We start from the raw sequence: 26,712 nt of genomic DNA on the forward strand, positions 1-26,712 counted from the left end.
ATGAAAGCAATTATTCTAGCTGGGGGACACTCTAAACGTTTTGGTAGTCCTAAAGCATTTGCTTGTATTCACGGGGAAATGTTCTATAAACGAATTATTAACACATTAACAGAAACGAATTTATTTGACGATATTATTATAAGTACAAACAAACAACTTAAGAATGAATTTGAGTATAAACATATTATGGTAGATGAAGAAACACATGCAGATAAAGGCCCGTTATCAGGAATCTACACAGTTATGAAACATTATAATAATGAAGAATTATTTTTTGTGGTCTCTGTAGATACTCCTATGATTACTAAAGAAGCAATAAGTCAACTATATCAATTTACAATTTCACAGCGTATGGAACATCAAGCCGATATTATAGCTTATTCAGACGATGATAAACCTATACCGACCATTGCTTTTTATAGTCGAGGAGTCATTTCGAATATTGAAAAAGCACTCAATTCTAATGATTATAGTTTACAGCATGTATATAAAAATGTGATAACATGTTTTCTAGATACTAAAGAGGTTCAGCCTTTAAAAAATTGGTCTAAAAATATTAATTATCAAGATGATTTGAATACTTTACTTCATCAGATTAATGATTAAAGGGGGACACGTTAATGACGATCCAAATTAAAGATAAATTAGGACGTCCTATAAGAGATCTACGAATTTCTGTAACAGATCGTTGTAATTTCAGATGTGATTATTGTATGCCAAAAGAAATATTTGGTGATGATTTTGTTTTTTTACCTAAAAAGGAATTACTTACATTTGATGAAATTACAACAATTGCCAAAGTTTATGCTGAATTAGGCGTGAAAAAATTAAGAATTACTGGTGGAGAACCTTTATTACGACGTGATTTATATAAATTAATTGAAAAACTTAATCATATTGAAGGTATTGAAGATATTGGTATGACCACTAATGGTTTACTTTTAAAAAAACATGGTCAAAAGTTGTATGATGCAGGATTGCGTAGAATTAATGTAAGTTTAGATGCAATTGATGATGAAGTATTTCAAGCAATCAATAACCGTAACATTAAAGCTTCTACCATCTTGCAACAAATTGATTATGCAATATCTATTGGATTTCATGTAAAAGTAAATGTAGTGATACAAAAAGGAATTAATGATGATCAAATCCTACCTATGATTGAATATTTTAAAGATAAACATATTCAAATAAGATTCATTGAATTTATGGATGTAGGTAATGATAATGGTTGGAATTTTAGTAAAGTTGTTACGAAAGAAGAAATGCTATCTACTATTGAAGAAGAGTTTGATATAGAACCTCTTCCACCTAAATATTTTGGTGAAGTTGCCACATATTATAGACATAAAGATAATGGTGCACAGTTTGGTCTAATCACAAGTGTTTCAGCTTCATTTTGTTCTACTTGTACAAGAGCAAGATTATCATCTGATGGGAAATTTTATGGATGTTTATTTAGTGTGATTGATGGTTTTGATATTAAATCATTATTGCGTAGTGGTGCTACACATCAAAAATTAAAAGACACGCTCATTTCATTATGGCAAGCACGTGATGATCGTTATTCAGATGAACGAACAGAACAAACAGTAAGAAATCGACAACGAAAGAAAATTAATATGAATTATATTGGTGGTTAATCTATACAGAAACAAGTGATAATCATATGTGATATCACTTACTTCTGTATTTTAATTTGATAGTATCTTTAATTAATTTTAATAATTTCAAAGTAATTTATATTAATCACTAAACAGATATAAATTAATATTTGTAATAGATTAAATTGTGCATATGTTATATAATTAAATTAAGCAATTTTATTATATTATGTATTTATACAACTTAGAATCAACTTTGGAGGCATGTACTATGAATAATAAAGTGACTCGCTTTATTGAAGCGGAAAGAGAACTTAGTCAATTGAAGCATTGGTTGAAAATGACGTATAAAATTTCTATTGAGGAATTTGTTGTTTTATTTAAAGTGTATGAAGGTAAAAAAATTAGCGGAAAAGAGTTACGCGATACATTACATTTTGAAATGTTATGGGATACAAGTAAAATTGACGTCATCATCCGCAAAATTTACAAGAAAGAATTAATTTCTAAATTACGTTCTGAAACAGATGAACGACAAGTATTTTATTTCTTTAATGCGTCGCAACAAAAAGTATTAGATAAAATGAAAAATGAAATTGAAGCTATTAGTATTGCAAATTAATTAAATAAAAAGAGCACCTCTAATATTCTATAACGAATAATAGGGGTGCTTCTTTTTATATATTAAATGAAAGATTAATACGTATTACCATTCACTTTTCTACCATGAACAATTAAATAAAGTACCGTACATAAAGCGGCTACAATAGCCATAATGAAATAAACTTGAGTATACGTGATTGCACTTGTAAATAATCCAAGCAACGATGGACCAAAACCAATACCAATATCTAATCCAATAAAGTAAGTTGAAGTTGCAATTCCATATTTACTTGAAGGTGACACTTTAATTGCAATGGCTTGCATAGAAGAAGAGAGATTTCCATAGCCAATACCTAAGAACACGCCAGCAAGTAATAATACCCAACCATTATAGCTAAATACTAATAAAACAAATGTGATAATTAAGGCAAGAAATGCTGGATAAACCACAACATTTTCATTTTTTGCATCAATCATCCTACCAGCAATAGGTCGAGTGATTAATGAAGCGATCGCATAGAAAATAAAGAAATAACTAGATGCTTCTAACAAATGACGTTGCTCAGCAAAAGATTTTAAGAATGTTAGGATTGAAGCATAGTTCAACCCTATAATCATCATCACAATTGCTACTGGTACAGCTTCTTTAGCAATGAAATTATGAATGTTGAAACCAGAAGCTTGGGCTACTTTTCTATCAATTGCATTTTTAGTAGGATTAAAGTCAATTTTAATAAAGACTGAAACAATTAAACTTGTAATTCCTAGTATAAGACAGATAAGAAATAGTAAATTAATTGAGAATGATTTCAATAATAAAATTCCAAAGAAAGGACCAATGGCTGATCCAAGAACAAGACTTAGTGAAAATAAGCTAATGCCTTCACTTTTACGTTCTACAGGGGTAACATGTGCAGCAATTGTACCTGTAGCTGTCGTTGCGATAGCTGTAGCAATTCCATTTAGGAGTCGTACTAACATCAAGATGGTTATCGATCCAGAGATAAAATAAAGTAACTGAGTAATGATTAGAAAAATTAAACCAGCAATTAAAATCTTTTTAGGACCAAAACGATTGACATACTTTCCCGTTCCAAAACGTCCAATCAATGATCCGATAATAAATAGTCCTACAACAAGTCCAGATAAGCTGTCTGACACATGATAGAATGTTTTAGAATAATCAGCGATGATAACTAATAATAAGTACATACACAAATAAACAAAGAAATTAATCATAAAATTGATTGTAAAACTTTTAGTAAAAATAGGTTGTTTAGTAGTACTAGTCTGATTCATGAAGATCCCCCTTCGATAATGTGGTATGTAATTTTTTCATAATTGCTATGACGTGATCCAAATCATCATTAGATATATTAGATTGATGGATTAAATCTTCTTGAATAGGTGTAATACAAGCATTAATGTCCTCAAATAATTGCTGTCCTTTTTCAGATAAACTTAATAGCTTTTCACGTTTGTCAGTCCCTGGAGTAACCAAAAGTAAATCTTTTTCAAATAGTACTTTAATAATTTTACGCGCAGTCGGTTTTTCAATAAAACGACGTTTAGATATTTGAACTAAAGTCGTTTGGTCATATGTAGCAATATCTTTAAGCACTAACCACTGACCTGTATGTAGACCAAACTGATCTAATATAGATTGAGTACGTTTAATATAAGGACGATAAATACCAATAAAACTATTAAAAAATTCATTTGTGAGCATTTTGAATTATCTCCCTCAAAAATAGTTAGCAAGGCTAACTAATTGATGACGAAAAATATTATACGCCGATTTCATTCATTTTTCAACACTAAATATAAGTTATAGAGTAAAGTATAGTGAAATTTGTTAAAATACAATTAAGTTTAAATTAGTAAAGGGGATATTGATAAATGAAGTTGAAATTTGATCATATGATTCATTACGTCGATCAATTAAAAGGATTTAAATATCCAGGTGAGTTATTAAAAATTCATTCTGGAGGCAAGCATCATCAATATGGCACTTTCAATCGTTTAACTTATATAAATGGAAATTACATCGAACTCTTAGATGTTGAAGATGTCGAAAAGTTAAAGAAAGAAGCTAAAACTGAAGAGGGTAGAGTCGCTTTTGCAACGAAAATTGTTCAAGATGATTTTAAGCAAGGATTTAAAACAATGGCATTTAGAACGGAAGATATAGAGAGGGTAAAACAATCTTTAAACGAACGTCATATTGATACGATTGGTCCTATACATATGGACAGAGAAGATAAAAAGGGTGAAAAGATAAGATGGAAGTTACTCTATATCGCTGATCCCGACTATATGGTTAGGCCACCTTTTTTTATTGAGTGGAATAAAAATAAAGTCGATCATATGCAAAATTTAGACTCATTTTTTCAGAAACAATTTAAAATTGATAAAATTATTATAGATAGTTCTAAACGCTCTAAAACCTTAACTAAGTGGCAAAGCTGGTTTAATATGGACATTATAGAAGAAAATGAGAACTACACTGACTTAAAATTAGAGGGGGATACTATCGTTTATCGGATTCAAGATGCGGCTCAATCTGGATACAATACCATTGTTTTTAAAGATAATGAAACTACGACTCCTTATTCAATTATTATTAAAGGAGCCAAATATCGTTTCGAACCGAATGAAGGAACTAATTAAATAGATAGGTATAAGTACTATGTGCGATAAAAGCAATATGAATAAAAACTAGTACTAGAGAGATTAAGCTTAATATTAAAGAAAAACGATTTGTTTTTAATAATATAAATAAAATGGTAAGTACAAGTGATAAAGCGACAAACATCACTCTCAGACTAAAAAAATTTATAGTTAAAGGATGAGCCATTGTATAAATTATTGCAATAGCATTACATACAATAAATATAAGTAAAATTATATTTCTCAATTTTAAAAACCTCTTTAATAAAAAATAGTAGTGTTTTTCATTCATTAAGTATAACAAAAAGAATAGCTTTTTGAAGAAAATTCAACTTCTATTATGAGTTTGTCGACACTCTCAAATCTACAATGTATAATGATAAGTAATGCAAAGATAAAGGAGTTTTATATAGCATGGAAAAGATGAATATCACAAATCAGGAACATGACGAATTTGTAAAAACTCATCCGAATGGTGATTTATTGCAACTGACAAAGTGGGCAGAGACAAAGCGCTTAACTGGATGGTATTCAAAACGTGTGGCAGTAGGTGAAAATGGTGAAATTAAAGGTGTAGGACAGTTATTATTTAAAAAGATACCGAAGTTACCATTTACATTATGCTACGTATCACGTGGATTCGTAGCCGATTATAATGATAGAGATGTACTGAGAGCACTTTTAAATGAAACAAAAAAAATCGCTAAAGAAGAAAAAGCGTATGCGATTAAGATTGATCCAGATGTTGAAGTAGAACATGGCACAGAAGCACTTAAAAATTTAAGAATGCTTGGATTTAAACATAAAGGGTTTAAAGAAGGATTATCAAAAGACTATATTCAACCTCGTATGACAATGATTACACCTATTGATAAGACGGATGATGAAATTATTCAAAACTTTGAACGTCGTAATCGTTCTAAAGTTAGATTGGCGCTTAAACGAGGTACTAAAGTTGAACACTCAAATCGTGAAGGGCTTAAAACATTTGCGAAATTAATGCAAATTACGGGTGAACGTGATGGCTTCTTAACACGTGATATTAGCTATTTTGAGAATATTTATGACTCATTACATGAAGATGGGGATGCAGAATTATTCTTAGTGAAATTAGAGCCACAACAAGTGCTTGATGAAACGAATAAAGATCTAGAAGCTCAAGAAGCAGAAAAAACTAAACTAGAAGCGAAGTCAGAAGCACGTCCAAATGATAAAAAAACAGCTAACAAATTAAATGATGTAAAAAATAAGATTTCTAAGACAACTGAATTAAAAGAAGATTTAGAAAGATTAAATCAAGAACATCCAGAAGGCGTATATTTATCAGGCGCATTACTTATGTTTGCAGGTAAAAAATCATATTACTTATATGGAGCTTCTTCAAATGATTATCGTGATTTCTTACCGAACCATCATATGCAATATGAAATGATGAAATACGCAAGAGATCATGGTGCAACAACGTATGACTTTGGTGGCACAGATAATAATCCATCAAAAGATTCTGAACACTATGGATTATGGGCTTTTAAACGTGTATGGGGCACTTATTTAAGTGAAAAAATTGGTGAGTTTGATTATGTCTTAAATCAGCCGTTATATCAATTAATCGAACAAGTTAAACCAAGACTTACAAAAGCCAAAATTAAACTCTCTCGCAAATTAAAACGTAAATAATTAATTTACAGTATTGTAGATACAGTATTTAATCTGAACGATTCTATAAAGAAACGTTCAGATTTTTTTACCAATATTAATAACTTATTATAGGAGAAGTAATTAAATGATTAAAAAAATGCTTCAATTTTCATTAGGTAATAAGTTTGCTATTTTCTTAATGGTTCTTTTAGTCATTATAGGTGGCATATATTCAAGTGCTAAACTTAAATTAGAATTATTACCTGATGTTGAAAACCCAATTATTTCTGTCCAAACGACGATGCCAGGCGCTACACCTCAAACGACACAAGGTGAAATTAGCTCGAAAATTGATAAACAAGTCAGATCACTCGCTTATGTAAAAAGTGTAGAAACACAATCGATACCTAATGCTTCAATTGTGAAAGTTGAATATAACAACGGAACTGACATGGATAAAGCTGAAGAAGTACTGAAAAAAGAAATAGACAAAATCGATTTTAAAGATGGAGTAAGCGAACCAGAATTAATACGTAATTCTATCGATGCTTTTCCTATCGTAGCTTACTCATTTACAAATAAGAGTAATGACTTAAGAACCACTACAAAGGAAATTAATGAACAATTAATACCTAAACTTCAAACTGTTGATGGTGTTCAAAGTGCACAACTGAATGGACAAACTACACGTCAAGTTACTTTAAAATTTAAACAAAAGGAATTGGATAAAGTAAGGTTATCTGCGGAGGATGTTGAAAATTACATTAAGACAGCGACAAGAGAAACACCACTCGGTTTATTCCAATTTGGAAATAATGAAAAATCCCTTGTTGTGGATGGTCAATTTAAATCAGTCAGTGCATTAAAAGATTTAAACATCCCGCTTTCTATAGCAGGCCAAGGACAATCAAGTGATTCTAACGATAATAGTATTAGTAGTACTGGCCAAGAAGGTAGTCAATCATCTAGTGCAAGTCAATCGCAAACGAATAGCTCTTTAAAAGGAACAAATGGTCAAATGCCAAGCGTGCCACTTAAAGATTTAGCTAACATCACTGTGGGCGATGAACGAGATTCTATTTCAAAAACAAATGGTAAAGACGCAGTGAACGTACAAGTAATGAAAGCACAAGATGCAAATACAGTTCAAGTGGCTAGAGCAACGCAAAAGAAAATAGACGAGTTTGTTAAGAATAATAGTGATATCAAAGCTACAAAAACAATGGACACAGCTAAACCAATTGAAGATTCATTATATACTATGATTGAAAAAGCGGCATTAGGTACCATCGTCGCAATTATTGTTATTTTATTATTCTTAAGAAATATTAAAACAACAGCGATATCTATCGTTTCAATTCCGTTATCTATTTTGATTGCACTTATTGCACTGAAATTAAGTAATGTATCACTTAATATTTTAACTTTAGGTGCATTGACGATTGCGATTGGTCGGGTCATAGATGATTCTATTGTTGTAGTAGAAAATATCTATCGACGATTATCAGATCCAAGTGAACAATTAAAAGGGAACAATTTAGTTATTAGTGCAACGAGAGAGGTATTTAAACCTATTTTATCTTCTACGATTGTTACAATTATAGTTTTCTTACCGCTAGCTTTTGTTTCCGGCTCAGTAGGTGAAATGTTCCGACCATTTGCGTTAGCTATCACATTTAGTTTACTGGCTTCGCTTCTTGTTTCTATTACTGTTGTGCCAGCCCTTGCCTCAACATTCTTTAAAAATGGAATAAACATAAAGGGCAATGTTAATGAAGAAAATAAATTAGGAGGGATTAGTAAGGGATATAAACGAGTACTTGGTTGGTCACTTAATCATAAATGGCTTGTTCTTATTATTAGTATTGTTATATTAATTGCGAGTATAGGAATTGGTGCAGCTAAATTAGGAACAAGTTATATTTCTACAGGGGAAGATAAGTTTTTAGCGTTAACTTATACACCTAAACCAGGAGAAACTGAAGAAGCAGTACTTAAACATGCTGAAAAAGCTCAAAAATACCTTCAAAGTAAAGATAAAGTTAAAACAGTTCAATTTTCTGTAGGGGGACCTTCTCCAGCAGATCCAACGGGAAGTACGAATAGCATGGCTATTATGGTGGAATATGATTCGGATACGCCGCACTTTGAGGAAGAACCAGATAAAGTGGTTACACATCTTTCTAAAATGAAAAACCCAGGTAAATGGAAAAATCAAGACTTAGGTACAGGAGCTGGAAACAATTCAGTGGACGTAACTGTTAAAGGATCTTCTACTGATGCAATTAGAAGTACAGTAACTAAAGTTGAAAATAAAATGAAATCCATTAAAGGTGTAGCAGATGTCAATTCAGATTTATCACAAACCTATGATCAATATGAAATCAAAGTAGATCAAAATAAAGCAACAGATAAAGGTATTTCAGCTGCACAATTAGCATTGAATTTAAATGAGAACTTACCAGAAAAAACAATTACAACTGTTAAAGAAAATGGTAATAATATAGATGTAAAAGTAAAACAGAATAAACAAACAAATTGGTCTCAAAATAAACTAGAAAACATCGACTTACATGCACCAAGTGGAGAAACTGTTAAATTAAAAGATATTGCACGTCTAAACAAAACAACAACACCAAGTAAACTTGTTCAAGAAGATGGCGATTATGCTACAACAATTTCAGGTAAAATTACCGCTTCTGATGTTGGTGGAACTTCTAGTAAAGTGATGCGTGAAATCAATACAATTGATAAACCTAATAACGTTAAGTTTAATGTTGGTGGTGCAACAGATGATATTAATACAGCTATGAGCCAACTCGCTTTTGCAATGCTTATTGCTATTGTTATTGTGTATCTTGTGTTGGTTATCACATTCAAAGGTGGTTTAGCACCATTTACAATTCTATTCTCATTACCATTTACAGCTATTGGTATAGTATTTGCATTATTGATTACCGGAGAAACCATTTCAGTACCAAGTTTAATTGGTATGTTGATGTTAATTGGTATTGTTGTTACAAATGCAATTGTATTAATTGATAGAGTGATTTCAAATGAACAACAAGGTATGTTAATGAAAGAAGCTTTAATTGAAGCGGGTGGAACCCGAATTAGACCTATTTTGATGACTGCAGTTGCAACAATCGGTGCATTATTACCATTATTATTTGGGCAAAATAGTTCAATTCTAATTTCTAAAGGAATGGCCGCTACAGTCATAGGTGGATTAGTATCATCAACACTACTAACCTTAATCGTAGTGCCAGTTATCTATGAAATACTCTTTACTTTAAAAAACAAACTTACACGTAAATAAAGATAAATTTAGGATAAGTCAAAAAAAGCAATTGAGACGTATGCACATACGTTCAATTGCTTTTTTATTAATACATAGTAAAAGTTAAAATAATATATATTACAAAAATAATAATAGATATAATATTTAAAATTGAAACACCTTTATAATCGTTTTTAAGTGCTTTAAAAGCTGTAACTTCTACATTTCCTACAAGAAGAAGCAATACAACAAATACCCACCAATTTTCACTAGGAAATTGGATCGTAGTGATAGCTACTACAAATAATAATAATATTCCCATAATAAGACGTAAAATATGTACGAACATTGATTTCATTTTAAAAATACTGATATAACTTACAATAAGATACAGTATGGGTAATAAAATTAAGTATATTTTCACTTGATGACATCCTTTCTATTACGACTAATATCATAGCATTCATGAACTTTCATGCCTAGATATATTGAAAAATTATTTCTGATGTAATTTTGAACGTATGTCTGAAATTTCTTTTTCAATTTCTTCTAATTGTTTTACTAAAGGATCAATCTGTTGATTTAGTGATTCTTTTTTCTCTAAATCATTTTGTAAACGAATATAATCGTATTTAAGCTCAGCTAATTGTGATTCTAAGTCCATGTCTAGTCGAACTCCTTATTTATTAATATGATTAGTAATGATTATAGCATGAAACAAGTAACTTCTAAAAATACTGTTAATTGTGTTAGAGTAATTAGTTGTAATGGAATATTAGGGAAGAAGGGATGAATTGTGACTGAGCAATTTATAATCATTATTTTGTTAATTGCATTAGGTTACTTACTTAAACGTATTAATTTTATTAAGTCTGCAGATAGTCAAGTATTGTCTACGCTTGTATTGAATGTCACATTACCTTCTTTAGTTATTGTCAATTTAAATAGTGCGAATCTTGATTTATCATTTTCTATTTTACCAATTATGATGCTCATCTATGGCATATTGGCCAAAGTAATTATTGTTGCATTATTTAGAAAATATGATAATCATGTCAAGGGTTCAGTAGGTATGATGGCAGCGTCATTAAACATTGGTTTATTTGCTTATCCACTTGTAGAAACAATTTGGCCTGAAAATGGTATGATTTATTTTGGTATGGCCGATATCGGTGGGGCAATTATTATGTTTGGAGTCACTTACTTTGTAGGTAGTTATTACAGTGAAGGTAGTGATCAATTTAATTTCAAATTTTTAGGGAAAAAGTTAATTTCTTCAGTACCACTCGTTACTTATATTGTAATGTTTATACTTAATATGGCTAATATTCATTTACCAAAAGCTTCAATTGACTTTTTTACCATTATTTCTAAAGCGAACATGCCATTATCAATGATTTTACTTGGAATTATGTTGAGCTTCAGAATTGAAAAGCAATTTTTACCAATTGCAGTGAAATATTTAATTGTCCATTACGGACTTGGATGTATTGCTGGTTTATTAGTCCACTTTTTTTTACCAACATCGGATGATATGATTAAAACAACGTTATTAATTACATGGTTACTTCCTGTGGGTGTGGCAATTATTCCATATTCAATTCAATTTAAATATAAAACATTACCATTAGTTGGAATGGTTACTAATATTTCTATTGTGATAAGTATTATTATTATATATATTTATCAAGCTATCTTTGTATAAAAACTATATATATATGAAAAAAGCAAGCGATTTTTAATCATCGCTTGCTTTTTTACTTTATAGTATGATTACCCTTTTCCACCCATAAATGCAGGATAGTTCATCATACCACCATCAACATATAATGTTGTTCCATGAACATAACTAGCTAAATTAGAAGCTAAGAACAATGCACCGTTTGCTACATCTTTTGCATCACCGATTTCTCTAGCTGGAATCATTTCTAATGTTTCGGCACGTGTTTTTGGATCAGAGAATTTTTCTTTTGTATGCTCAGTCACAACGGCACCTGGAGAGATATTATTAATACGAATACCGTGTTGGGCATATTCCATTGACATTGTTTCCATCATTAACTTAAGACCGCCTTTACTTGCAGCATAGTTAACGTAATTTGGCCAAGGAATGGTATCATGCACGCTTGAAGTATTAATAATAATACCTTTCTTATCTTCTTTTAAAAATTGTTTTACCGCTTCACGTGAACCAATAAATGCACCAGTTAAGTTAATATCAAGAACTTTTTGCCATTCAGCCATAGACATTTCATGACTTGGAGTGGCTTTTTCAAAACCAGCATTATTAATCATGATATCAATTGTTCCAAATTCTTTAACAGCCGTTTCTACTAATCGTTTCACATCTTCTTCGACTGAAACATCGGCTTGCACCGTAATTGAGTCACCGCCAGATTTTTTGATTGTTTCTTGAAGGGCATCAAGTTCTTTCATATGACTTTCTGATCTATAATTTAAGACTACTTTCGCTTTTTCTTTACCAAAAACTTCCGCCATTGCTTTTCCTATGCCACTGCCAGAGCCAGTAATAACAACAACTTTATTTTCTAATTCAGAAAACATTGTATGACCTCCTCAATATACTTATTTTAAGTTTCCTAATATAATTGCTGCGATGATAATCAACGCAATACCTGACCAAATCCCAATCATTTGGCGTCGATCTTTTTTCTCACCTAATAAGAATATACCACCAAGAGTAGAAACTATAACTAATAATTGTGATAATGAGAAACTTGTTGCTACACCAACTTTAGGTTGAGAATAGAACATAAATAAGTTACCTATTCCCCAAACAATCCCTGGAATAATATTAAGTGTGGTAGATTTAATATTTGTTTCATGTCTCATTGAAAGTAAAAATCCACCAATAGCCATACCAACTGATTGGAAGAATAAGGCATCAGTACCATTTACGCCAAATATATTCCCGATTACTACATAACCTACATAACCTAATGTACCTACAACTAGAATCACCATTGCTTTACTAAAATTAGGATCTTTTGTAGAACGCTCATTTTTTCCTTTTAGTGATGTAAGGGCAATCCCTGTTACTAATAAAACCATTGCAATAAGTCCTAAAGTAACTTGTAATCCAGTACTCCATTCACCTAAAAAGATAGCACTAAATAAAGTTGTACCTACTAATTGTAAACCAGTAGAAATAGGCATTGTTTTAGATACGCCGACAAGGTTAACAGATTGTAATTGAGTTCCTTGACCGAATGCCCACATTGCACCAGAAATTAACCCTACAATGATGACAGTAGGGTTATCAAATTGTGCATGACCTGTAAGAAGTAAGATTAAACCAATAACCAATGTACCTAACGTTGTACCTCTAATTTGATTGTATGGACCTCCTCCTACAAATACATTGATTAATACGAGACTTCCCCAAAATAATGCAGGTAATAAGGCGATTAATATGTTAATAATCTGCATTTATTACTCACTCTCCTTTTCAAAAATAAGTGCTTTCCTTTCCATAACACTTGGTGAATATTTTATATTATTTGTGATTGATATAAAACGCAATTGCTCATTTTTTTATAAAATATAAAAGACTAATATTATAAAAATGTATAGCCTAAGTATTTTAGTAAGCTGAATTTAATATAGGAGTTTTACTTTAAATTAATAAGTTGAGATGGAAAGTAACACTATTGCTATACATGTTACAATATTAAACGTATGAAAATAAAAAGTAAGAATGCGAAAGGAAATTTGAATGAAATCATTAATTCTAGCGGAAAAACCCTCAGTAGCGAGAGATATTGCAGAAGCACTAAATATTAAAGAAAAACATAATGGATATATTGCAAATCATTGCTATATAGTGACATGGGCTTTAGGTCATTTAGTAACAAATGCGCAACCAGAACATTATGATAAAACATATAAAGAATGGAAATTAGAAGATTTACCTATATTACCTAAGCAAATGCATACTGTGGTCATAGGTAAGACAAGTAAACAATTTAAAATTGTAAAATCTTTAATATTAAATAAAGATGTGAAAGACATTATTATTGCTACAGATGCTGGACGTGAAGGAGAACTGGTAGCACGTCTCATCTTAGATAAAGTAAAAAATAAAAAGCCAATTAAACGTTTATGGATTAGTTCGGTGACTAAAAAAGCAATACAACAAGGCTTTAAACATTTAAAAGATGGACGTGAATATAATCACTTGTATCAAGCAGCTCTTGCACGAAGTGAAGCGGACTGGATAGTGGGTATTAATGCTACTAGAGCACTGACAACTAAATATGATGCTCAACTTTCATTAGGAAGAGTACAAACACCAACGATTCAACTGGTTTATCATCGACAACAAGAAATTAATCATTTTAAACCTCAAAAGTATTACACACTTTCTTTAAATGTAAATGACGCTATATTTGATATTCAAACGAATCAAAGATTTACTAATAAAGAAGAAATACAAAAATTATCTAAAAAAATAGAAGGACAATCAGGTCAGATTGAAGATGTTTCAATTAATCAAAAAAAATCTTACGCAAAACCTTTATATAATTTAACTGATTTACAACAAGCATCATACCAGCGATTTAAAATGGGACCCAAAGAAACTTTAAATACCTTACAGAGTCTTTATGAACGTCATAAACTATTAACATATCCAAGAACAGATTCTAACTACTTGTCTAACGATATGACAGATACCATACAAGAACGTCTCCAAGCCTTATTAGCGACTGATTATAAATCACATGCTCGTCAGTTATTGACTAAGTCATTTACAACTAAGATGCATATTTTTAATAATCAAAAAGTGTCAGACCATCATGCGATTATCCCAACTGAAATTAGACCCAACTTTGATACATTAACTAACAGAGAAACAAAACTATATTTAATGGTTGCACAACGATTTTTAGAAACATTAATGGATCCTTATCAGTATGAAGCGACACAGGTTATTTTAAAAGTAGGAGAATATCAATTTAAACATGCCAAAAACGTCACACGTAAATTAGGATTTAAAGCACTTAGTAACAATGATTCAACTGCTAATAAGACTATCACTTTTAGCAAGGATGAGACCTATCATGTACAACAAGTCAAAGTAAGCGAACATGAAACAACACCTCCTGAATATTTCAATGAAGGTAGCTTACTTAAGGCGATGGAAAACCCACAAAATTATATTCAATTGAATGACAAAAAGTACGCTAATACCCTTCATAAGACGGGAGGAATTGGAACAGTAGCGACGCGTGCAGATATTATTGAAAAACTATTCAATATTAATGCAATAGAATCAAAAGATGGAAAATTAAAAGTGACATCTAAAGGAAAACAAATATTAGAGCTTTCTCCTAAAGCGCTGACTTCTCCTTTAATGACTGCAGAATGGGAAGAAAAATTACTTTCTATTGAGAAAGGTAAATATAACGCTAAACAATTTATTAATGAGATGAAAGATTTTACTAAAGAAATTGTTGGGCAAATCAAACATAGTGATCAAAAATATAAACATGATAATTTAACTTCTACTGAATGTCCCAATTGCGGTAAATTTATGATAAAAGTAAAAACTAAAAACGGTCAAATGCTAGTGTGTCAAGACCCTAGCTGTCACACTAAAAAGAATATTCAACGTAAAACGAATGCACGTTGTCCTAACTGTAAAAAGAAAATGACATTGTTTGGAAGAGGAAAAGAAGCGGTCTACCGATGTGTATGCGGTCATACTGAAACCCAAGCACAAATGGATCAACGATTGAAAAATAAAAATAATGGTAAAGTTTCTAAAAAAGATATGAAAAAATATATGAATAATCATGATGAATTGGATAATAATCCTTTTAAAGATGCATTAAAGAACTTAAAATTTTAACTAAAATCGAACTTATAATGAAATAAGTCGATAAAAGTTCGCTTTTAGTATTGTTTTTTTAAGTAAGTAATATTAAACTATTAAAGTATTTCAAAAAAAGGAGTTTAAAGCTGTGAAAAAATACTTCCAATTCGACGAGTATGGTACTAACTACAAAAGAGAAATCATCGGTGGTATCACAACTTTCTTATCAATGGCTTATATATTAGCCGTGAATCCTCAAGTCTTAAGTTTAGCAGGTGTTAAAGGTATATCTGGTGATATGAAAATGGATCAAGGTGCCATTTTTGTAGCGACAGCATTAGCAGCCTTTGTAGGATCTTTATTCATGGGACTGATTGCAAGATATCCGATTGCGCTTGCCCCAGGGATGGGGTTAAATGCGTTCTTTGCATTTACAGTTGTTTTAACAATGGGAATTCCTTGGCAAATCGGTTTAACAGGTGTGCTGTTTTCAGGTATATTCTTTGCGATATTAACAGCAACTGGATTGAGGGAAATAATTATTAATGCAATACCCTATGAAATGAAAATGGCGGTTTCGGCAGGTATAGGGCTATTTATTACTTTTGTAGGTTTACAAAGTGCAGGTATTATTGTAAAAAATGATTCAACGCTTGTAACATTAGGTCATTTAACTAAACCATCAGTACTTTTAGCTATATTTGGGATTGCTATAACAATCATTTTATATGCTAGAAAGGTTCCAGGTTCAATCTTTATTGGTATGATTATAACTGCAATTGTAGGGATGATTACGGGTCAAATTCATACACCATCAGGTATTGTAGGTAAAATTCCAAGTATTACACCTACATTTGGAGCAGCTTTTGAAGCATTTAAAGATCCAGGCCAATTATTTACAATCCAATTTCTTATTGTTATTTTAACGTTCTTCTTTATTGATTTCTTTGATACTGCAGGTACTTTAGTAGCAGTAGCAACCCAAGCAGGTATAATGAAAGACAATAAATTACCAAGGGCTGGAAGAGCATTATTTGCAGACTCGCTTGCTACAATTGTTGGAGCTATTTTTGGTACAACAACAACAACCTCTTATATTGAATCTACTTCTGGTGTTGCAGTAGGAGCACGTACAGGTTTTGCAAGTATCATAACTGGTTTTTGTTTCTTATTAGCATTATTCTTTAGTCCGCTAATCGAAGTCGTTACAAGTGCAGTAACAACACCAGCGTTAGTTGTAGTTGGTATTTTAATGGCGGCAAACTTTGCTGAAATTAATTGGAAAAAATTTGAAGTAGCAGTACCAGCATTCATTACAATCATTATGATGCCTTTATCATATTCAATTGCTACAGGTATTGCATGTGGGTTTATCTTCTATCCAATAACAATGTTAATTACTAAAAAACATAAAGAAGTTCATCCTATCATGTATGTATTAATGGTATTATTTATTTTATACTTCGTGTTTGTACACGGTTAGACATAAAAAGACACATTTAATTTTTGAATTAAATGTGTCTTTTTAATATTGAAATTATTAATTATTTTTATCATCTTTTTTGTATTGTGTATAAATAACTTTAGAATCTTTATTAGGAATGTAAGTTGGGGCGTTGAGTACAACAAATATAAAGAATACCATTAAGAAAAATAGTATCCAATGCGTAAACATACCAATAATAGGTAGAAAAGCAACAAATGATCCAATTAATCCAATAAATGGAATCATTGCCATTGGCTTAATTGTGTTTTGAGAATCTACTAATAGAATGATTCCTAAAATAAGATAAAGTAAAGCATTTAATAATAAAGGTTGCCAACCAAACCCAAGAATAACTGAGCCTCCTAAAAAAGGAATACCATAGAAAAATTCACTAGCTATTAAGAAGATACTAATAATTGCTAAAGTAAGTTTCACATTTCTTTTCATTTATATTATATTCACCTCCGATAAAGTTCATGAATTTTAAAATAAATTAGCATTAAAAATGTATAGCTATAATTTCAAAATTCATTACTCTCTATATCTATTATAAAGGTTTATAGAAAAAAGGGAAAAAATTTACTCAAAATGGTTGAACTACATAAAAATTTCCAGTACAATACTTAAGTATGTGTTAGACGTAAATAAAAAAAGTTAAAGAAAAACCTTGATTTATCAGTGTTTTTCTTGTAACATATTTAATGTTGGACTTGAAGAAAGCGATGAAGCGAAAGGTTACTGACACACCCGGCCGCTTTGCCATGGCGTTGTGTGAGATAGTTTTCGTGGAGAAGTCTATCACTTCAATGTAGACGAACAAGGAGGGAAAATTATGGCAAAACAAAAAATCAGAATCAGATTAAAAGCTTATGATCACCGTGTAATTGATCAATCAGCAGAAAAGATTGTTGAAACTGCTAAACGTTCTGGTGCAGATGTATCTGGACCAATTCCGTTACCAACAGAAAAATCTGTTTATACAATTATTCGTGCGGTGCACAAGTATAAAGATTCTCGTGAACAATTCGAACAACGTACACACAAACGTTTAATCGACATTGTTAACCCAACACCAAAAACAGTTGATGCTTTAATGGGCTTAAACTTACCATCTGGTGTAGACATCGAAATTAAATTATAATAGATCAATTTAGGAGGTGGACTTTCGATGACCAAAGGAATCTTAGGAAGAAAAATTGGGATGACACAAGTATTCGGAGAAAACGGTGAATTAATCCCTGTTACAGTAGTAGAAGCAAATCAAAACGTAGTATTACAAAAGAAAACTGAAGAAGTTGATGGCTACAATGCTATCCAAGTAGGTTTTGCAGACAAACAAGCATATAAAAAAGATGCTAAATCAAATAAATATGCAAATAAACCAGCTGAAGGTCACGCTAAAAAAGCTGGCGCAGCACCTAAGCGCTTCATTCGTGAATTCAGAAACGTTAATGTTGATGAATACGAAGTAGGTCAAGAAGTCACAGTAGATACTTTTGAAGCTGGAGACATTATTGATGTTACAGGAACTTCAAAAGGTAAAGGTTTCCAAGGTGCAATTAAACGTCATGGTCAAGGTCGTGGACCAATGGCTCACGGTTCTCATTTCCACAGAGCACCAGGTTCAGTAGGTATGGCTTCAGATGCTTCAAGAGTATTTAAAGGTCAAAAAATGCCTGGACGTATGGGCGGTAACACAGTTACAGTTCAAAACTTAGAAGTTGTTCAAGTTGATACTGATAACAATGTTATTTTAGTAAAAGGTAATGTACCTGGACCTAAAAAAGGTTTTGTAGAAATTAAATCTTCAATTAAAAAAGGTAATAAATAATAAGTAGCGAAAGGAGGAAAAAGCATAATGGCTAATTATGATGTATTAAAAGTAGACGGATCAAAATCTGGTTCAGTTGAATTAAGCGATTCAGTTTTCGCAATCGAACCAAACAACAGTGTTCTTTTCGAAGCAATCAATTTACAACGTGCTTCTTTACGTCAAGGTACACACGCAGTGAAAAATCGTTCAGCTGTTCGTGGTGGTGGACGTAAACCATGGAGACAAAAAGGTACAGGACGTGCACGTCAAGGTACAATCCGTGCTCCACAATGGCGTGGTGGTGGTATCGTTTTCGGACCAACTCCAAGAAGCTATTCATACAAAATGCCTAAGAAAATGCGTCGTTTAGCATTACGTTCTGCATTATCTTTCAAAGTTCAAGAAAACAACTTTACAATCGTTGATACTTTTGGTTTTGATGCACCAAAAACAAAAGAATTTAAAAATGTTTTAACTACACTTGAACAACCTAAAAAAGTGTTAGTAGTAACAGAAAACGAAGATGTAAATGTTGAATTATCTGCACGTAATATTCCTGGCGTACAAGTAAGTACTGCTCAAGGATTAAACGTATTAGATATCACTAGCGCTGACAGTGTAATCATTACTGAATCAGCTGCGAAAAAAGTTGAGGAGGTGCTCGGATAATGGAAGCTAGAGATGTTCTTAAGCGCCCCGTAATCACTGAAAAATCTTCTGAAGCAATGGCTGAAGATAAATATACTTTTGACGTAGATACTCGTGCTAACAAAACTCAAGTTAAAATTGCAGTTGAAGAAATTTTCGACGTTAAAGTTGAAAGTGTAAATATCATCAACTACAAACCAAAGAAAAAACGTATGGGCCGTTATCAAGGCTATACAAATAAAAGAAGAAAAGCGATTGTAAAACTTAAAGAAGGTTCAATCGACTTATTCAACTAAAATAAAATAATATTACCATTAAGGAGGTAAGCGACAATGGCTCTTAAAAAATATAAGCCAATTACAAATGGTCGTCGTAATATGACTACGTTAGACTTCGCTGAAATCACGAAGACTACACCTGAAAAGTCATTATTACAACCGCTACCGAAAAAAGCGGGTCGTAACAATCAAGGTAAATTAACAGTTCGTCACCATGGTGGAGGACATAAACGTCAATATCGTGTAATTGACTTCAAACGTAATAAAGACGGAATCACTGCTAAAGTTGATTCAATTCAATATGATCCAAACCGTTCAGCTAACATTGCTTTATTAGTATATGCTGATGGTGAAAAACGTTACATTATTGCACCAAAAGGATTACAAGTAGGCCAAACAGTTGAAAGTGGTGCTGAAGCAGATATCAAAGTTGGTAATGCTTTACCATTACAAAATATTCCAGTTGGTACTGTAATTCATAATATCGAATTAAAACCTGGTAAAGGTGGACAAATTGCTCGTTCAGCAGGTGCAAGTTCACAAGTACTTGGTAAAGAAGGTAAATATGTATTAATCAGATTACGTTCTGGTGAGGTACGTATGATTTTATCTACTTGCCGTGCTACAATCGGTCAAGTTGGTAACTTACAACATGAACTTGTTAACGCTGGTAAAGCTGGTCGTTCAAGATGGAAAGGTATCCGTCCAACAGTTCGTGGTTCTGTAATGAACCCTAACGATCACCCACACGGTGGTGGTGAAGGTCGTGCTCCTATCGGTAGACCATCTCCAATGTCACCATGGGGTAAACCAACGCTTGGTAAGAAAACACGTCGCGGTAAAAAATCATCTGATAAACTTATCGTTCGTGGACGTAAGAGAAAATAATAACAACTTATTTGAGTGTGCGGCTTAACAGCTGCACGCACACAATAAGAAGGGAGGCGCCCAAATGGCTCGTAGTATTAAAAAAGGACCTTTCGTTGATGATCATTTAATGAAAAAAGTAGAAGCTCAAGACGGAAGTGAAAAGAAACAAGTAATCAAAACATGGTCACGTCGTTCTACAATTTTCCCAAATTTCATCGGTCATACTTTTGCAGTATATGATGGTCGTAAACATGTACCTGTTTATGTAACTGAAGATATGGTTGGTCACAAATTAGGTGAATTTGCTCCAACTCGTACATTTAAAGGACATGCAGCTGACGATAAAAAAACTAGTAGATAATAATATATATAAGTAGAGGAGGATATCCTAATGGAAGCAAAAGCGGTTGCTAGAACAATCAGAATCGCACCTCGTAAAGTAAGATTAGTTCTTGACTTAATTAGAGGTAAAAATGCTGGAGAAGCTATTGCTATTTTAAAATTAACTAATAAAGCTTCATCACCAGTAATTGAAAAAGTATTAATGTCCGCTTTAGCAAATGCTGAACATAACTATGACATGAATACAGATGAATTAGTTGTTAAAGAAGCATATGCAAATGAAGGACCAACTTTAAAACGTTTCCGTCCACGTGCACAAGGTCGTGCAAGTGCAATCAACAAACGTACAAGCCACATTACAATCGTCGTAAGTGACGGTAAAGAAGAAGCTAAAGAAGCTTAATAACTATTTAAGGAGGGAATACTGTGGGTCAAAAAATTAATCCTATCGGACTTCGTGTTGGAGTTATCCGTGATTGGGAAGCTAAATGGTACGCTGAAAAAGATTTCGCTTCTTTATTACACGAAGATTTAAGAATCCGTAAATTCATTGATAACGAATTAAAAGAAGCGTCAGTTTCTCACGTTGACATTGAACGTGCTGCTAACCGTATTAACATCGCAATCCACACTGGTAAACCTGGTATGGTAATTGGTAAAGGCGGTTCAGAAATTGAAAAACTTCGTAATAAATTAAATAACTTAACTGATAAAAAAGTACACATCAACGTTGTGGAAATTAAAAAAGTTGATATGGATGCTCGTTTAGTAGCAGAAAATATCGCACGTCAATTAGAAAATCGTGCTTCATTCCGTCGTGTACAAAAACAAGCTATTACAAGAGCTATGAAACTTGGTGCAAAAGGTATCAAAACTCAAGTATCAGGTCGTTTAGGCGGAGCTGACATTGCTCGTGCTGAACAATATTCAGAAGGAACTGTTCCACTTCATACTTTACGTGCTGACATTGATTATGCACATGCTGAAGCAGACACTACTTATGGTAAATTAGGTGTTAAAGTATGGATTTATCGTGGTGAAGTTCTTCCTACTAAGAATACTAGTGAAGGAGGAAAATAATAATGTTACTACCAAAACGTGTTAAATATCGTCGTCAACATCGTCCAAAAACAACTGGTCGTTCTAAAGGCGGTAACTTTGTAACATTTGGTGAGTATGGTTTACAAGCTACAACAACTTCTTGGATCACATCTCGTCAAATCGAATCTGCTCGTATCGCTATGACACGTTACATGAAACGTGGCGGGAAAGTTTGGATTAAAATCTTCCCACATACGCCTTACACTAAAAAACCTTTAGAAGTACGTATGGGTGCTGGTAAAGGTGCTGTTGAAGGCTGGATCGCAGTTGTAAAACCAGGTCGTATTTTATTTGAAATCGCTGGTGTATCTGAAGATGTAGCTCGTGAAGCATTACGTTTAGCAAGTCACAAACTTCCAGTAAAAACTAAGTTTGTAAAACGTGAAGAATTGGGTGGTGAAACAAATGAAAGCTAAGGAAATTAGAGACTTAACCACTTCAGAAATCGAAGAACAAATCAAATCTTCAAAAGAAGAGCTTTTTAACCTACGCTTTCAGTTAGCTACAGGTCAATTAGAAGAAACTGCACGTATTCGTACAGTTAGAAAAACAATTGCACGTCTAAAAACTGTTGCTCGTGAAAGAGAAATTGAACAAAGTAAAGCTAATCAATAAAGTATAAGAAAGAGGAGGTTACAAAAGTGAGTGAAAGAAACGATCGTAAAGTTTATGTAGGTAAAGTTGTTTCTGATAAAATGGACAAAACAATTACTGTACTTGTTGAAACTTACAAAACACACAAATTATACGGTAAACGAGTAAAATACTCTAAAAAATATAAAACTCATGATGAAAACAATTCAGCTAAATTAGGAGATATTGTTAGAATTCAAGAAACTCGTCCTTTATCAGCATCAAAACGTTTCCGTTTAGTAGAAATTGTTGAAGAATCAGTAATTATTTAATACAAGATTAGAGATAAGGGAGGTTTAACTAATGATCCAACAAGAAACGCGTTTAAAAGTAGCAGACAACTCTGGTGCTCGTGAAGTACTTACAATCAAAGTATTAGGTGGATCTGGTCGCAAAACAGCGAACATTGGCGATATCATCGTATGTACTGTTAAAAATGCAACACCAGGTGGCGTTGTTAAAAAAGGCGACGTTGTGAAAGCTGTTGTTGTTAGAACTAAATCAGGCGTACGTCGTAACGATGGTTCTTATATCAAATTTGATGAAAATGCATGTGTCATTATTCGTGATGACAAAGGCCCACGTGGTACTCGTATCTTTGGTCCTGTTGCTCGTGAATTACGTGAAGGTAACTTCATGAAAATCGTATCATTAGCACCAGAAGTACTATAATTTATTAAAACCATAATATTTAAGGAGGTGCCCACATGCATATCAAAAAAGGTGACAACGTTAAAGTTATCGCAGGTAAAGATAAAGGTAAAGAAGGTAAAGTAATCGCTACTGAACCTAAAAAAGACCGCGTCGTTGTGGAAGGTGTTAACGTTATTAAAAAACACCAAAAACCAACTCAATTAAATCCTGAAGGTGGAATCTTAGAAACAGAGGCAGCAATCCATGTTTCTAACGTACAATTATTAGATCCTAAAACAAATGAACCAACTCGTGTTGGTTACAAATTTGTAGATGGTAAAAAAGTTCGTATCGCTAAAAAATCTGGCGAAGAAATCAAATCTAATAATTAATAACTAGTTGAAAGGAGGATCCACTTTGAACCGTTTAAAAGAAAGATATAATACTGAAGTTACTCAAAACTTAGTTAAAAAATTCAACTATAGTTCAGTAATGGAAGTACCAAAAATCGAAAAAATCGTTGTAAATATGGGTGTTGGTGATGCAGTTCAAAACTCTAAAGTGTTAGATAATGCTGTTGAAGAGTTAGAATTAATCACTGGACAAAAACCATTAATCACTAAAGCAAAAAAATCAGTTGCAACATTCCGTTTACGTGAAGGTATGCCAATCGGTGCAAAAGTAACACTTCGCGGAGAAAGAATGTATGAATTCTTAGATAAATTAATCGCAGTTTCATTACCTCGTGTACGTGACTTCCAAGGTGTTTCTAAAACAGCTTTCGATGGTCGTGGTAACTACACTTTAGGAATTAAAGAACAATTAATTTTCCCAGAAATCGATTATGATAAAGTAAGTAAAGTAAGAGGAATGGATATTGTTATCGTAACAACTGCTAACACTGACGAGGAAGCTCGTGAATTGTTAACAAACTTCGGTATGCCATTTCGTAAATAATCTCTAAAAGGAGGCTAATTAAGTGGCTAAAACTTCTATGGTTGCTAAGCAACAGAAAAAACAAAAATATGCAGTACGTGAATATACTCGTTGTGAACGCTGTGGTCGTCCACATTCTGTATATCGTAAATTTAAATTATGCCGTATTTGTTTCCGTGAATTAGCTTATAAAGGCCAAATTCCTGGCGTACGTAAAGCTAGCTGGTAAGATAAAAGAGTTTGAAAGGAGGCAACAATAAATGACTATGACAGATCCAATCGCAGATATGCTTACTCGTGTAAGAAACGCAAACATGGTGCGTCACGAGAAATTAGAATTACCTGCATCAAATATTAAAAAACAAATTGCTGAAATCTTAAAAAATGAAGGTTTCATTAAAAACGTAGAATACGTTGAAGATGATAAACAAGGTGTTATTCGTTTATTCTTAAAATATGGTCAAAATAATGAACGTGTTATCACAGGATTAAAACGTATCTCAAAACCAGGTTTACGTGTATATGCTAAAGCGAACGAAGTGCCTAAAGTATTAAATGGTTTAGGTATCGCATTAGTTTCAACTTCTGAAGGTGTTATCACTGATAAAGAAGCTAGAAAACGTAACGTTGGTGGAGAAATCATCGCATACGTTTGGTAATAATAAATAAGGAGGTGCCATAACATGAGTCGTGTTGGTAAGAAAATTATTGACATCCCTAGTGACGTTACAGTAACTTTTGACGGACAAACAGCTACTGTAAAAGGTCCTAAAGGTGAATTAACTAGAACTTTTGATGAAAGAATGACTTTTAAACAAGATGAAAACACTCTAGAAGTTGTAAGACCTACTGATTCTAAAGAAGATAGAACAGTTCACGGTACAACTCGTGCGTTATTAAATAATATGGTACAAGGTGTTTCTCAAGGTTTTGTTAAAACTCTTGAACTTGTTGGTGTAGGTTACCGTGCTCAAATGCAAGGTAATGACTTAGTATTAAACGTTGGTTACTCTCATCCTGTTGAAATTAAAGCTGAAGATGGCATTACTTTCGCAGTAGAGAAAAATACAACTGTTACAGTATCTGGTGTATCTAAAGAACAAGTTGGAGCTATCGCTTCTAATATTCGTTCAGTAAGACCTCCAGAACCTTATAAAGGAAAAGGTATCCGTTACCAAGGTGAATATGTTCGCCGTAAAGAAGGTAAAACTGGTAAATAATAGATAACTCTCTAAAGAAAGGAGTAATACAATGATCAGTAAAATTGATAAAAACAAAGTGCGTTTGAAAAGACATGCTCGTGTGCGTACTAAATTATCAGGTACAGCTGAAAAACCACGTTTAAATGTATACCGTTCAAACAAACATATTTATGCACAAATTATTGATGATGTTAAAGGTGAAACTTTAGTACAAGCTTCATCTCAAGATAAAGATATCGCTAGTGATTCTACTTCTAAAGTTGATTTATCAACTAAAGTTGGTGAAGTAATCGCTAAAAAAGCTTCAGATAAAGGTATCAAAGAAATCGTATTTGATCGTGGTGGCTATTTATATCATGGTCGCGTTAAAGCGTTAGCTGAAGCTGCGAGAGAAAACGGATTAGAATTTTAATTTAAAGGAGGGACAAATACATGGCTCGTAGAGAAGAAGAAACGAAAGAATTTGAAGAACGCGTTGTTACAATTAATCGTGTTGCTAAAGTTGTTAAAGGTGGACGTCGTTTCCGTTTCACTGCATTAGTAGTAGTAGGAGATAAAAATGGTCGTGTAGGTTTCGGTACTGGTAAAGCTCAAGAGGTACCAGAAGCTATTAAAAAAGCTGTAGAAGCAGCTAAAAAAGATTTAGTAGTAGTTCCACGTGTAGAAGGAACAACTCCTCACACTATCACTGGCCGTTATGGTTCTGGTAGCGTATTTATGAAACCAGCTGCACCTGGTACAGGAGTTATCGCTGGTGGTCCAGTACGTGCCGTATTAGAATTAGCAGGTATCACTGATATCTTAAGTAAATCATTAGGTTCAAATACACCTATCAACATGGTACGTGCGACATTAAATGGTTTACAAAACCTTAAAAACGCTGAAGATGTTGCGAAATTACGTGGCAAATCAGTAGAAGAATTATATAATTAAGGAGGGAAAATAAATAATGGCTAAATTACAAATTACCCTCACTCGTAGTGTTATTGGTCGTCCTGAAACACAACGTAAAACTGTTGAAGCGTTAGGTCTTAAAAAGACTAATAGTTCAGTAGTTGTTGAAGATAACCCTGCAATTCGTGGGCAAATCAACAAAGTTAAACACTTATTAACAGTTGAAGAAAAATAATTAAGGAGGT

36 protein-coding genes are annotated in these 26,712 nt (G+C 32.6%); 29 read left to right on the forward strand and 7 right to left on the reverse strand.

The window, feature by feature from the left end; translation table 11 throughout:
* The 3 genes from mobA to HMPREF2629_RS09840 all read left to right on the forward strand — a co-directional run bounded on the left by mobA (position 1) and on the right by HMPREF2629_RS09840 (position 2,226).
* Positions 1-606, forward strand: coding sequence for a molybdenum cofactor guanylyltransferase MobA (mobA, locus tag HMPREF2629_RS09830; RefSeq protein ID WP_017174861.1), 606 nt, complete (start codon positions 1-3; stop codon positions 604-606).
* A gap of 14 nt (positions 607-620) precedes the next feature.
* Positions 621-1,643, forward strand: coding sequence for a GTP 3',8-cyclase MoaA (gene moaA, locus HMPREF2629_RS09835; protein WP_070813342.1), 1,023 nt, complete (start codon positions 621-623; stop codon positions 1,641-1,643).
* A 232-nt stretch (positions 1,644-1,875) separates the two neighbouring features.
* The gene (locus HMPREF2629_RS09840) at positions 1,876-2,226 is read left to right on the forward strand and encodes a SarA family transcriptional regulator (protein WP_017174859.1); all 351 of its coding nucleotides are present in this window, start codon (positions 1,876-1,878) and stop codon (positions 2,224-2,226) included.
* A gap of 74 nt (positions 2,227-2,300) precedes the next feature.
* On the opposite strand, the gene HMPREF2629_RS09845 is transcribed toward HMPREF2629_RS09840, so the two are convergent.
* Positions 2,301-3,506 (reverse strand): MFS transporter, encoded by a 1,206-nt coding sequence (locus tag HMPREF2629_RS09845; protein ID WP_070813343.1) that lies wholly within the window; start codon positions 3,504-3,506, stop codon positions 2,301-2,303.
* Positions 3,493-3,936, reverse strand: a complete 444-nt coding sequence (locus HMPREF2629_RS09850; protein WP_070813344.1) for a MarR family winged helix-turn-helix transcriptional regulator — start codon at positions 3,934-3,936, stop codon at positions 3,493-3,495. The genes HMPREF2629_RS09845 and HMPREF2629_RS09850 overlap by 14 nt, the downstream gene beginning before the upstream one ends.
* Before the next feature lie 170 nt (positions 3,937-4,106).
* On the opposite strand from HMPREF2629_RS09850, the gene HMPREF2629_RS09855 reads away from it, so the two are divergent.
* From HMPREF2629_RS09855 to HMPREF2629_RS09870, 3 genes are all read left to right on the forward strand, one after another.
* A complete protein-coding gene (locus HMPREF2629_RS09855) occupies positions 4,107-4,877 on the forward strand; it encodes a VOC family protein (RefSeq protein WP_019834797.1) in 771 nt (256 codons plus the stop codon).
* Between the two features lie 414 nt (positions 4,878-5,291).
* Positions 5,292-6,554, forward strand: coding sequence for a lipid II:glycine glycyltransferase FemX (locus HMPREF2629_RS09865; RefSeq protein ID WP_017174855.1), 1,263 nt, complete (start codon positions 5,292-5,294; stop codon positions 6,552-6,554).
* 106 nt (positions 6,555-6,660) lie between these two features.
* Positions 6,661-9,834 (forward strand): efflux RND transporter permease subunit, encoded by a 3,174-nt coding sequence (locus HMPREF2629_RS09870; protein WP_049420248.1) that lies wholly within the window; start codon positions 6,661-6,663, stop codon positions 9,832-9,834.
* 67 nt (positions 9,835-9,901) lie between these two features.
* Here the strand turns inward: HMPREF2629_RS09870 and mspA are convergent, their stop codons facing one another.
* The gene (gene mspA, locus HMPREF2629_RS09875; RefSeq protein ID WP_019834800.1) at positions 9,902-10,219 is read right to left on the reverse strand and encodes a membrane stabilizing protein MspA; all 318 of its coding nucleotides are present in this window, start codon (positions 10,217-10,219) and stop codon (positions 9,902-9,904) included.
* 72 nt (positions 10,220-10,291) lie between these two features.
* Complete coding sequence (locus tag HMPREF2629_RS11085; RefSeq protein WP_101804312.1) at positions 10,292-10,459, reverse strand: SE1832 family protein; 168 nt, start codon at positions 10,457-10,459, stop codon at positions 10,292-10,294.
* Positions 10,460-10,591: 132 nt separating this feature from the next.
* On the opposite strand from HMPREF2629_RS11085, the gene HMPREF2629_RS09880 reads away from it, so the two are divergent.
* Positions 10,592-11,500 (forward strand): AEC family transporter, encoded by a 909-nt coding sequence (locus tag HMPREF2629_RS09880; RefSeq protein ID WP_070813345.1) that lies wholly within the window; start codon positions 10,592-10,594, stop codon positions 11,498-11,500.
* Between the two features lie 68 nt (positions 11,501-11,568).
* Here HMPREF2629_RS09880 and HMPREF2629_RS09885 read toward each other — a convergent pair whose 3' ends face one another.
* Together HMPREF2629_RS09885 and HMPREF2629_RS09890 are read right to left on the reverse strand one after the other, a co-directional pair.
* Entirely contained in the window at positions 11,569-12,360 is a 792-nt protein-coding gene (locus HMPREF2629_RS09885) for a glucose 1-dehydrogenase (protein ID WP_019834801.1), read from the reverse strand.
* Between the two features lie 21 nt (positions 12,361-12,381).
* Positions 12,382-13,245: a GRP family sugar transporter gene (locus HMPREF2629_RS09890; RefSeq protein WP_017174849.1), complete on the reverse strand. Its 864-nt coding sequence runs from the start codon at positions 13,243-13,245 to the stop codon at positions 12,382-12,384.
* A 286-nt stretch (positions 13,246-13,531) separates the two neighbouring features.
* On the opposite strand from HMPREF2629_RS09890, the gene HMPREF2629_RS09895 reads away from it, so the two are divergent.
* Both HMPREF2629_RS09895 and HMPREF2629_RS09900 read left to right on the forward strand, forming a co-directional pair.
* A complete protein-coding gene (locus tag HMPREF2629_RS09895; RefSeq protein WP_070813346.1) occupies positions 13,532-15,667 on the forward strand; it encodes a DNA topoisomerase III in 2,136 nt (711 codons plus the stop codon).
* A gap of 112 nt (positions 15,668-15,779) precedes the next feature.
* On the forward strand, positions 15,780-17,114 hold the full coding sequence (locus tag HMPREF2629_RS09900; RefSeq protein WP_002448576.1) for an NCS2 family permease: 1,335 nt from the start codon (positions 15,780-15,782) through the stop codon (positions 17,112-17,114).
* 57 nt (positions 17,115-17,171) lie between these two features.
* Here the strand turns inward: HMPREF2629_RS09900 and HMPREF2629_RS09905 are convergent, their stop codons facing one another.
* Entirely contained in the window at positions 17,172-17,564 is a 393-nt protein-coding gene (locus tag HMPREF2629_RS09905; RefSeq protein WP_017174846.1) for a hypothetical protein, read from the reverse strand.
* A gap of 385 nt (positions 17,565-17,949) precedes the next feature.
* On the opposite strand from HMPREF2629_RS09905, the gene rpsJ reads away from it, so the two are divergent.
* The 20 genes from rpsJ to rpmD all read left to right on the forward strand — a co-directional run bounded on the left by rpsJ (position 17,950) and on the right by rpmD (position 26,702).
* Positions 17,950-18,258: a 30S ribosomal protein S10 gene (gene rpsJ, locus HMPREF2629_RS09910; protein ID WP_001118667.1), complete on the forward strand. Its 309-nt coding sequence runs from the start codon at positions 17,950-17,952 to the stop codon at positions 18,256-18,258.
* Positions 18,259-18,285: 27 nt separating this feature from the next.
* A complete protein-coding gene (gene rplC / locus HMPREF2629_RS09915; protein WP_002448523.1) occupies positions 18,286-18,948 on the forward strand; it encodes a 50S ribosomal protein L3 in 663 nt (220 codons plus the stop codon).
* A gap of 27 nt (positions 18,949-18,975) precedes the next feature.
* A complete protein-coding gene (gene rplD / locus HMPREF2629_RS09920) occupies positions 18,976-19,599 on the forward strand; it encodes a 50S ribosomal protein L4 (RefSeq protein WP_002448327.1) in 624 nt (207 codons plus the stop codon).
* Complete coding sequence (rplW, locus tag HMPREF2629_RS09925) at positions 19,599-19,874, forward strand: 50S ribosomal protein L23 (protein ID WP_002448403.1); 276 nt, start codon at positions 19,599-19,601, stop codon at positions 19,872-19,874. Before rplD ends, rplW begins: the two co-directional genes overlap by 1 nt.
* A 36-nt stretch (positions 19,875-19,910) precedes the next feature.
* Positions 19,911-20,744 carry a 50S ribosomal protein L2 gene (rplB, locus tag HMPREF2629_RS09930; protein ID WP_002448473.1) on the forward strand — a complete coding sequence of 278 codons (834 nt, stop codon included), beginning with the start codon at positions 19,911-19,913 and terminating at the stop codon, positions 20,742-20,744.
* A gap of 64 nt (positions 20,745-20,808) precedes the next feature.
* Positions 20,809-21,087: a 30S ribosomal protein S19 gene (rpsS, locus tag HMPREF2629_RS09935; RefSeq protein WP_002448348.1), complete on the forward strand. Its 279-nt coding sequence runs from the start codon at positions 20,809-20,811 to the stop codon at positions 21,085-21,087.
* A 30-nt stretch (positions 21,088-21,117) separates the two neighbouring features.
* The gene (gene rplV / locus HMPREF2629_RS09940; protein WP_001829734.1) at positions 21,118-21,471 is read left to right on the forward strand and encodes a 50S ribosomal protein L22; all 354 of its coding nucleotides are present in this window, start codon (positions 21,118-21,120) and stop codon (positions 21,469-21,471) included.
* A 23-nt stretch (positions 21,472-21,494) separates the two neighbouring features.
* Entirely contained in the window at positions 21,495-22,148 is a 654-nt protein-coding gene (rpsC, locus tag HMPREF2629_RS09945; protein ID WP_017174845.1) for a 30S ribosomal protein S3, read from the forward strand.
* A 2-nt stretch (positions 22,149-22,150) separates the two neighbouring features.
* A complete protein-coding gene (gene rplP, locus HMPREF2629_RS09950; RefSeq protein ID WP_002448374.1) occupies positions 22,151-22,585 on the forward strand; it encodes a 50S ribosomal protein L16 in 435 nt (144 codons plus the stop codon).
* Positions 22,575-22,784: a 50S ribosomal protein L29 gene (rpmC, locus tag HMPREF2629_RS09955; RefSeq protein ID WP_000644737.1), complete on the forward strand. Its 210-nt coding sequence runs from the start codon at positions 22,575-22,577 to the stop codon at positions 22,782-22,784. The genes rplP and rpmC overlap by 11 nt, the downstream gene beginning before the upstream one ends.
* 26 nt (positions 22,785-22,810) lie before the next feature.
* The gene (gene rpsQ, locus HMPREF2629_RS09960; RefSeq protein WP_002448443.1) at positions 22,811-23,074 is read left to right on the forward strand and encodes a 30S ribosomal protein S17; all 264 of its coding nucleotides are present in this window, start codon (positions 22,811-22,813) and stop codon (positions 23,072-23,074) included.
* 31 nt (positions 23,075-23,105) lie between these two features.
* Positions 23,106-23,474, forward strand: a complete 369-nt coding sequence (gene rplN, locus HMPREF2629_RS09965; protein WP_002432661.1) for a 50S ribosomal protein L14 — start codon at positions 23,106-23,108, stop codon at positions 23,472-23,474.
* 35 nt (positions 23,475-23,509) lie between these two features.
* Positions 23,510-23,827, forward strand: a complete 318-nt coding sequence (rplX, locus tag HMPREF2629_RS09970; RefSeq protein ID WP_002448459.1) for a 50S ribosomal protein L24 — start codon at positions 23,510-23,512, stop codon at positions 23,825-23,827.
* Between the two features lie 25 nt (positions 23,828-23,852).
* The gene (rplE, locus tag HMPREF2629_RS09975) at positions 23,853-24,392 is read left to right on the forward strand and encodes a 50S ribosomal protein L5 (protein WP_002448593.1); all 540 of its coding nucleotides are present in this window, start codon (positions 23,853-23,855) and stop codon (positions 24,390-24,392) included.
* 22 nt (positions 24,393-24,414) lie between these two features.
* Positions 24,415-24,600, forward strand: coding sequence for a type Z 30S ribosomal protein S14 (locus HMPREF2629_RS09980; protein WP_001140799.1), 186 nt, complete (start codon positions 24,415-24,417; stop codon positions 24,598-24,600).
* Positions 24,601-24,631: 31 nt separating this feature from the next.
* Positions 24,632-25,030: a 30S ribosomal protein S8 gene (gene rpsH / locus HMPREF2629_RS09985; protein WP_002448514.1), complete on the forward strand. Its 399-nt coding sequence runs from the start codon at positions 24,632-24,634 to the stop codon at positions 25,028-25,030.
* Positions 25,031-25,054: 24 nt separating this feature from the next.
* Positions 25,055-25,591, forward strand: coding sequence for a 50S ribosomal protein L6 (gene rplF / locus HMPREF2629_RS09990; protein ID WP_002448579.1), 537 nt, complete (start codon positions 25,055-25,057; stop codon positions 25,589-25,591).
* A 31-nt stretch (positions 25,592-25,622) separates the two neighbouring features.
* Positions 25,623-25,985: a 50S ribosomal protein L18 gene (rplR, locus tag HMPREF2629_RS09995; RefSeq protein WP_017174843.1), complete on the forward strand. Its 363-nt coding sequence runs from the start codon at positions 25,623-25,625 to the stop codon at positions 25,983-25,985.
* 20 nt (positions 25,986-26,005) lie between these two features.
* A complete protein-coding gene (gene rpsE / locus HMPREF2629_RS10000; RefSeq protein ID WP_002448405.1) occupies positions 26,006-26,506 on the forward strand; it encodes a 30S ribosomal protein S5 in 501 nt (166 codons plus the stop codon).
* Between the two features lie 16 nt (positions 26,507-26,522).
* Positions 26,523-26,702 carry a 50S ribosomal protein L30 gene (gene rpmD / locus HMPREF2629_RS10005; protein ID WP_001096576.1) on the forward strand — a complete coding sequence of 60 codons (180 nt, stop codon included), beginning with the start codon at positions 26,523-26,525 and terminating at the stop codon, positions 26,700-26,702.
* The last annotated feature ends 10 nt before the right edge of the window (positions 26,703-26,712 follow it).

Source organism: Staphylococcus sp. HMSC034C12, assembly GCF_001835895.1.
In the GTDB taxonomy this organism is placed as follows: domain Bacteria; phylum Bacillota; class Bacilli; order Staphylococcales; family Staphylococcaceae; genus Staphylococcus; species Staphylococcus hominis.

What these genes read in the sequence shown, in the direction of transcription:
- mobA (WP_017174861.1), top strand. Translation starts at nt 1, where the DNA reads ATGAAAGCAATTATTCTAGCTGGGGGACACTCTAAACGTTTTGGTAGT.
- moaA (WP_070813342.1), top strand. Translation starts at nt 621, where the DNA reads ATGACGATCCAAATTAAAGATAAATTAGGACGTCCTATAAGAGATCTA.
- HMPREF2629_RS09840 (WP_017174859.1), top strand. Translation starts at nt 1,876, where the DNA reads ATGAATAATAAAGTGACTCGCTTTATTGAAGCGGAAAGAGAACTTAGT.
- HMPREF2629_RS09845 (WP_070813343.1), bottom strand. Translation starts at nt 3,506, where the DNA reads ATGAATCAGACTAGTACTACTAAACAACCTATTTTTACTAAAAGTTTT.
- HMPREF2629_RS09850 (WP_070813344.1), bottom strand. Translation starts at nt 3,936, where the DNA reads ATGCTCACAAATGAATTTTTTAATAGTTTTATTGGTATTTATCGTCCT.
- HMPREF2629_RS09855 (WP_019834797.1), top strand. Translation starts at nt 4,107, where the DNA reads ATGAAGTTGAAATTTGATCATATGATTCATTACGTCGATCAATTAAAA.
- HMPREF2629_RS09865 (WP_017174855.1), top strand. Translation starts at nt 5,292, where the DNA reads ATGGAAAAGATGAATATCACAAATCAGGAACATGACGAATTTGTAAAA.
- HMPREF2629_RS09870 (WP_049420248.1), top strand. Translation starts at nt 6,661, where the DNA reads ATGATTAAAAAAATGCTTCAATTTTCATTAGGTAATAAGTTTGCTATT.
- HMPREF2629_RS11085 (WP_101804312.1), bottom strand. Translation starts at nt 10,459, where the DNA reads ATGGACTTAGAATCACAATTAGCTGAGCTTAAATACGATTATATTCGT.
- HMPREF2629_RS09885 (WP_019834801.1), bottom strand. Translation starts at nt 12,360, where the DNA reads ATGTTTTCTGAATTAGAAAATAAAGTTGTTGTTATTACTGGCTCTGGC.
- HMPREF2629_RS09890 (WP_017174849.1), bottom strand. Translation starts at nt 13,245, where the DNA reads ATGCAGATTATTAACATATTAATCGCCTTATTACCTGCATTATTTTGG.
- HMPREF2629_RS09895 (WP_070813346.1), top strand. Translation starts at nt 13,532, where the DNA reads ATGAAATCATTAATTCTAGCGGAAAAACCCTCAGTAGCGAGAGATATT.
- HMPREF2629_RS09905 (WP_017174846.1), bottom strand. Translation starts at nt 17,564, where the DNA reads ATGAAAAGAAATGTGAAACTTACTTTAGCAATTATTAGTATCTTCTTA.
- rpsJ (WP_001118667.1), top strand. Translation starts at nt 17,950, where the DNA reads ATGGCAAAACAAAAAATCAGAATCAGATTAAAAGCTTATGATCACCGT.
- rplC (WP_002448523.1), top strand. Translation starts at nt 18,286, where the DNA reads ATGACCAAAGGAATCTTAGGAAGAAAAATTGGGATGACACAAGTATTC.
- rplD (WP_002448327.1), top strand. Translation starts at nt 18,976, where the DNA reads ATGGCTAATTATGATGTATTAAAAGTAGACGGATCAAAATCTGGTTCA.
- rplW (WP_002448403.1), top strand. Translation starts at nt 19,599, where the DNA reads ATGGAAGCTAGAGATGTTCTTAAGCGCCCCGTAATCACTGAAAAATCT.
- rplB (WP_002448473.1), top strand. Translation starts at nt 19,911, where the DNA reads ATGGCTCTTAAAAAATATAAGCCAATTACAAATGGTCGTCGTAATATG.
- rpsS (WP_002448348.1), top strand. Translation starts at nt 20,809, where the DNA reads ATGGCTCGTAGTATTAAAAAAGGACCTTTCGTTGATGATCATTTAATG.
- rplV (WP_001829734.1), top strand. Translation starts at nt 21,118, where the DNA reads ATGGAAGCAAAAGCGGTTGCTAGAACAATCAGAATCGCACCTCGTAAA.
- rplP (WP_002448374.1), top strand. Translation starts at nt 22,151, where the DNA reads ATGTTACTACCAAAACGTGTTAAATATCGTCGTCAACATCGTCCAAAA.
- rpmC (WP_000644737.1), top strand. Translation starts at nt 22,575, where the DNA reads ATGAAAGCTAAGGAAATTAGAGACTTAACCACTTCAGAAATCGAAGAA.
- rplN (WP_002432661.1), top strand. Translation starts at nt 23,106, where the DNA reads ATGATCCAACAAGAAACGCGTTTAAAAGTAGCAGACAACTCTGGTGCT.
- rplX (WP_002448459.1), top strand. Translation starts at nt 23,510, where the DNA reads ATGCATATCAAAAAAGGTGACAACGTTAAAGTTATCGCAGGTAAAGAT.
- rpsH (WP_002448514.1), top strand. Translation starts at nt 24,632, where the DNA reads ATGACTATGACAGATCCAATCGCAGATATGCTTACTCGTGTAAGAAAC.
- rplF (WP_002448579.1), top strand. Translation starts at nt 25,055, where the DNA reads ATGAGTCGTGTTGGTAAGAAAATTATTGACATCCCTAGTGACGTTACA.
- rplR (WP_017174843.1), top strand. Translation starts at nt 25,623, where the DNA reads ATGATCAGTAAAATTGATAAAAACAAAGTGCGTTTGAAAAGACATGCT.
- rpsE (WP_002448405.1), top strand. Translation starts at nt 26,006, where the DNA reads ATGGCTCGTAGAGAAGAAGAAACGAAAGAATTTGAAGAACGCGTTGTT.
- rpmD (WP_001096576.1), top strand. Translation starts at nt 26,523, where the DNA reads ATGGCTAAATTACAAATTACCCTCACTCGTAGTGTTATTGGTCGTCCT.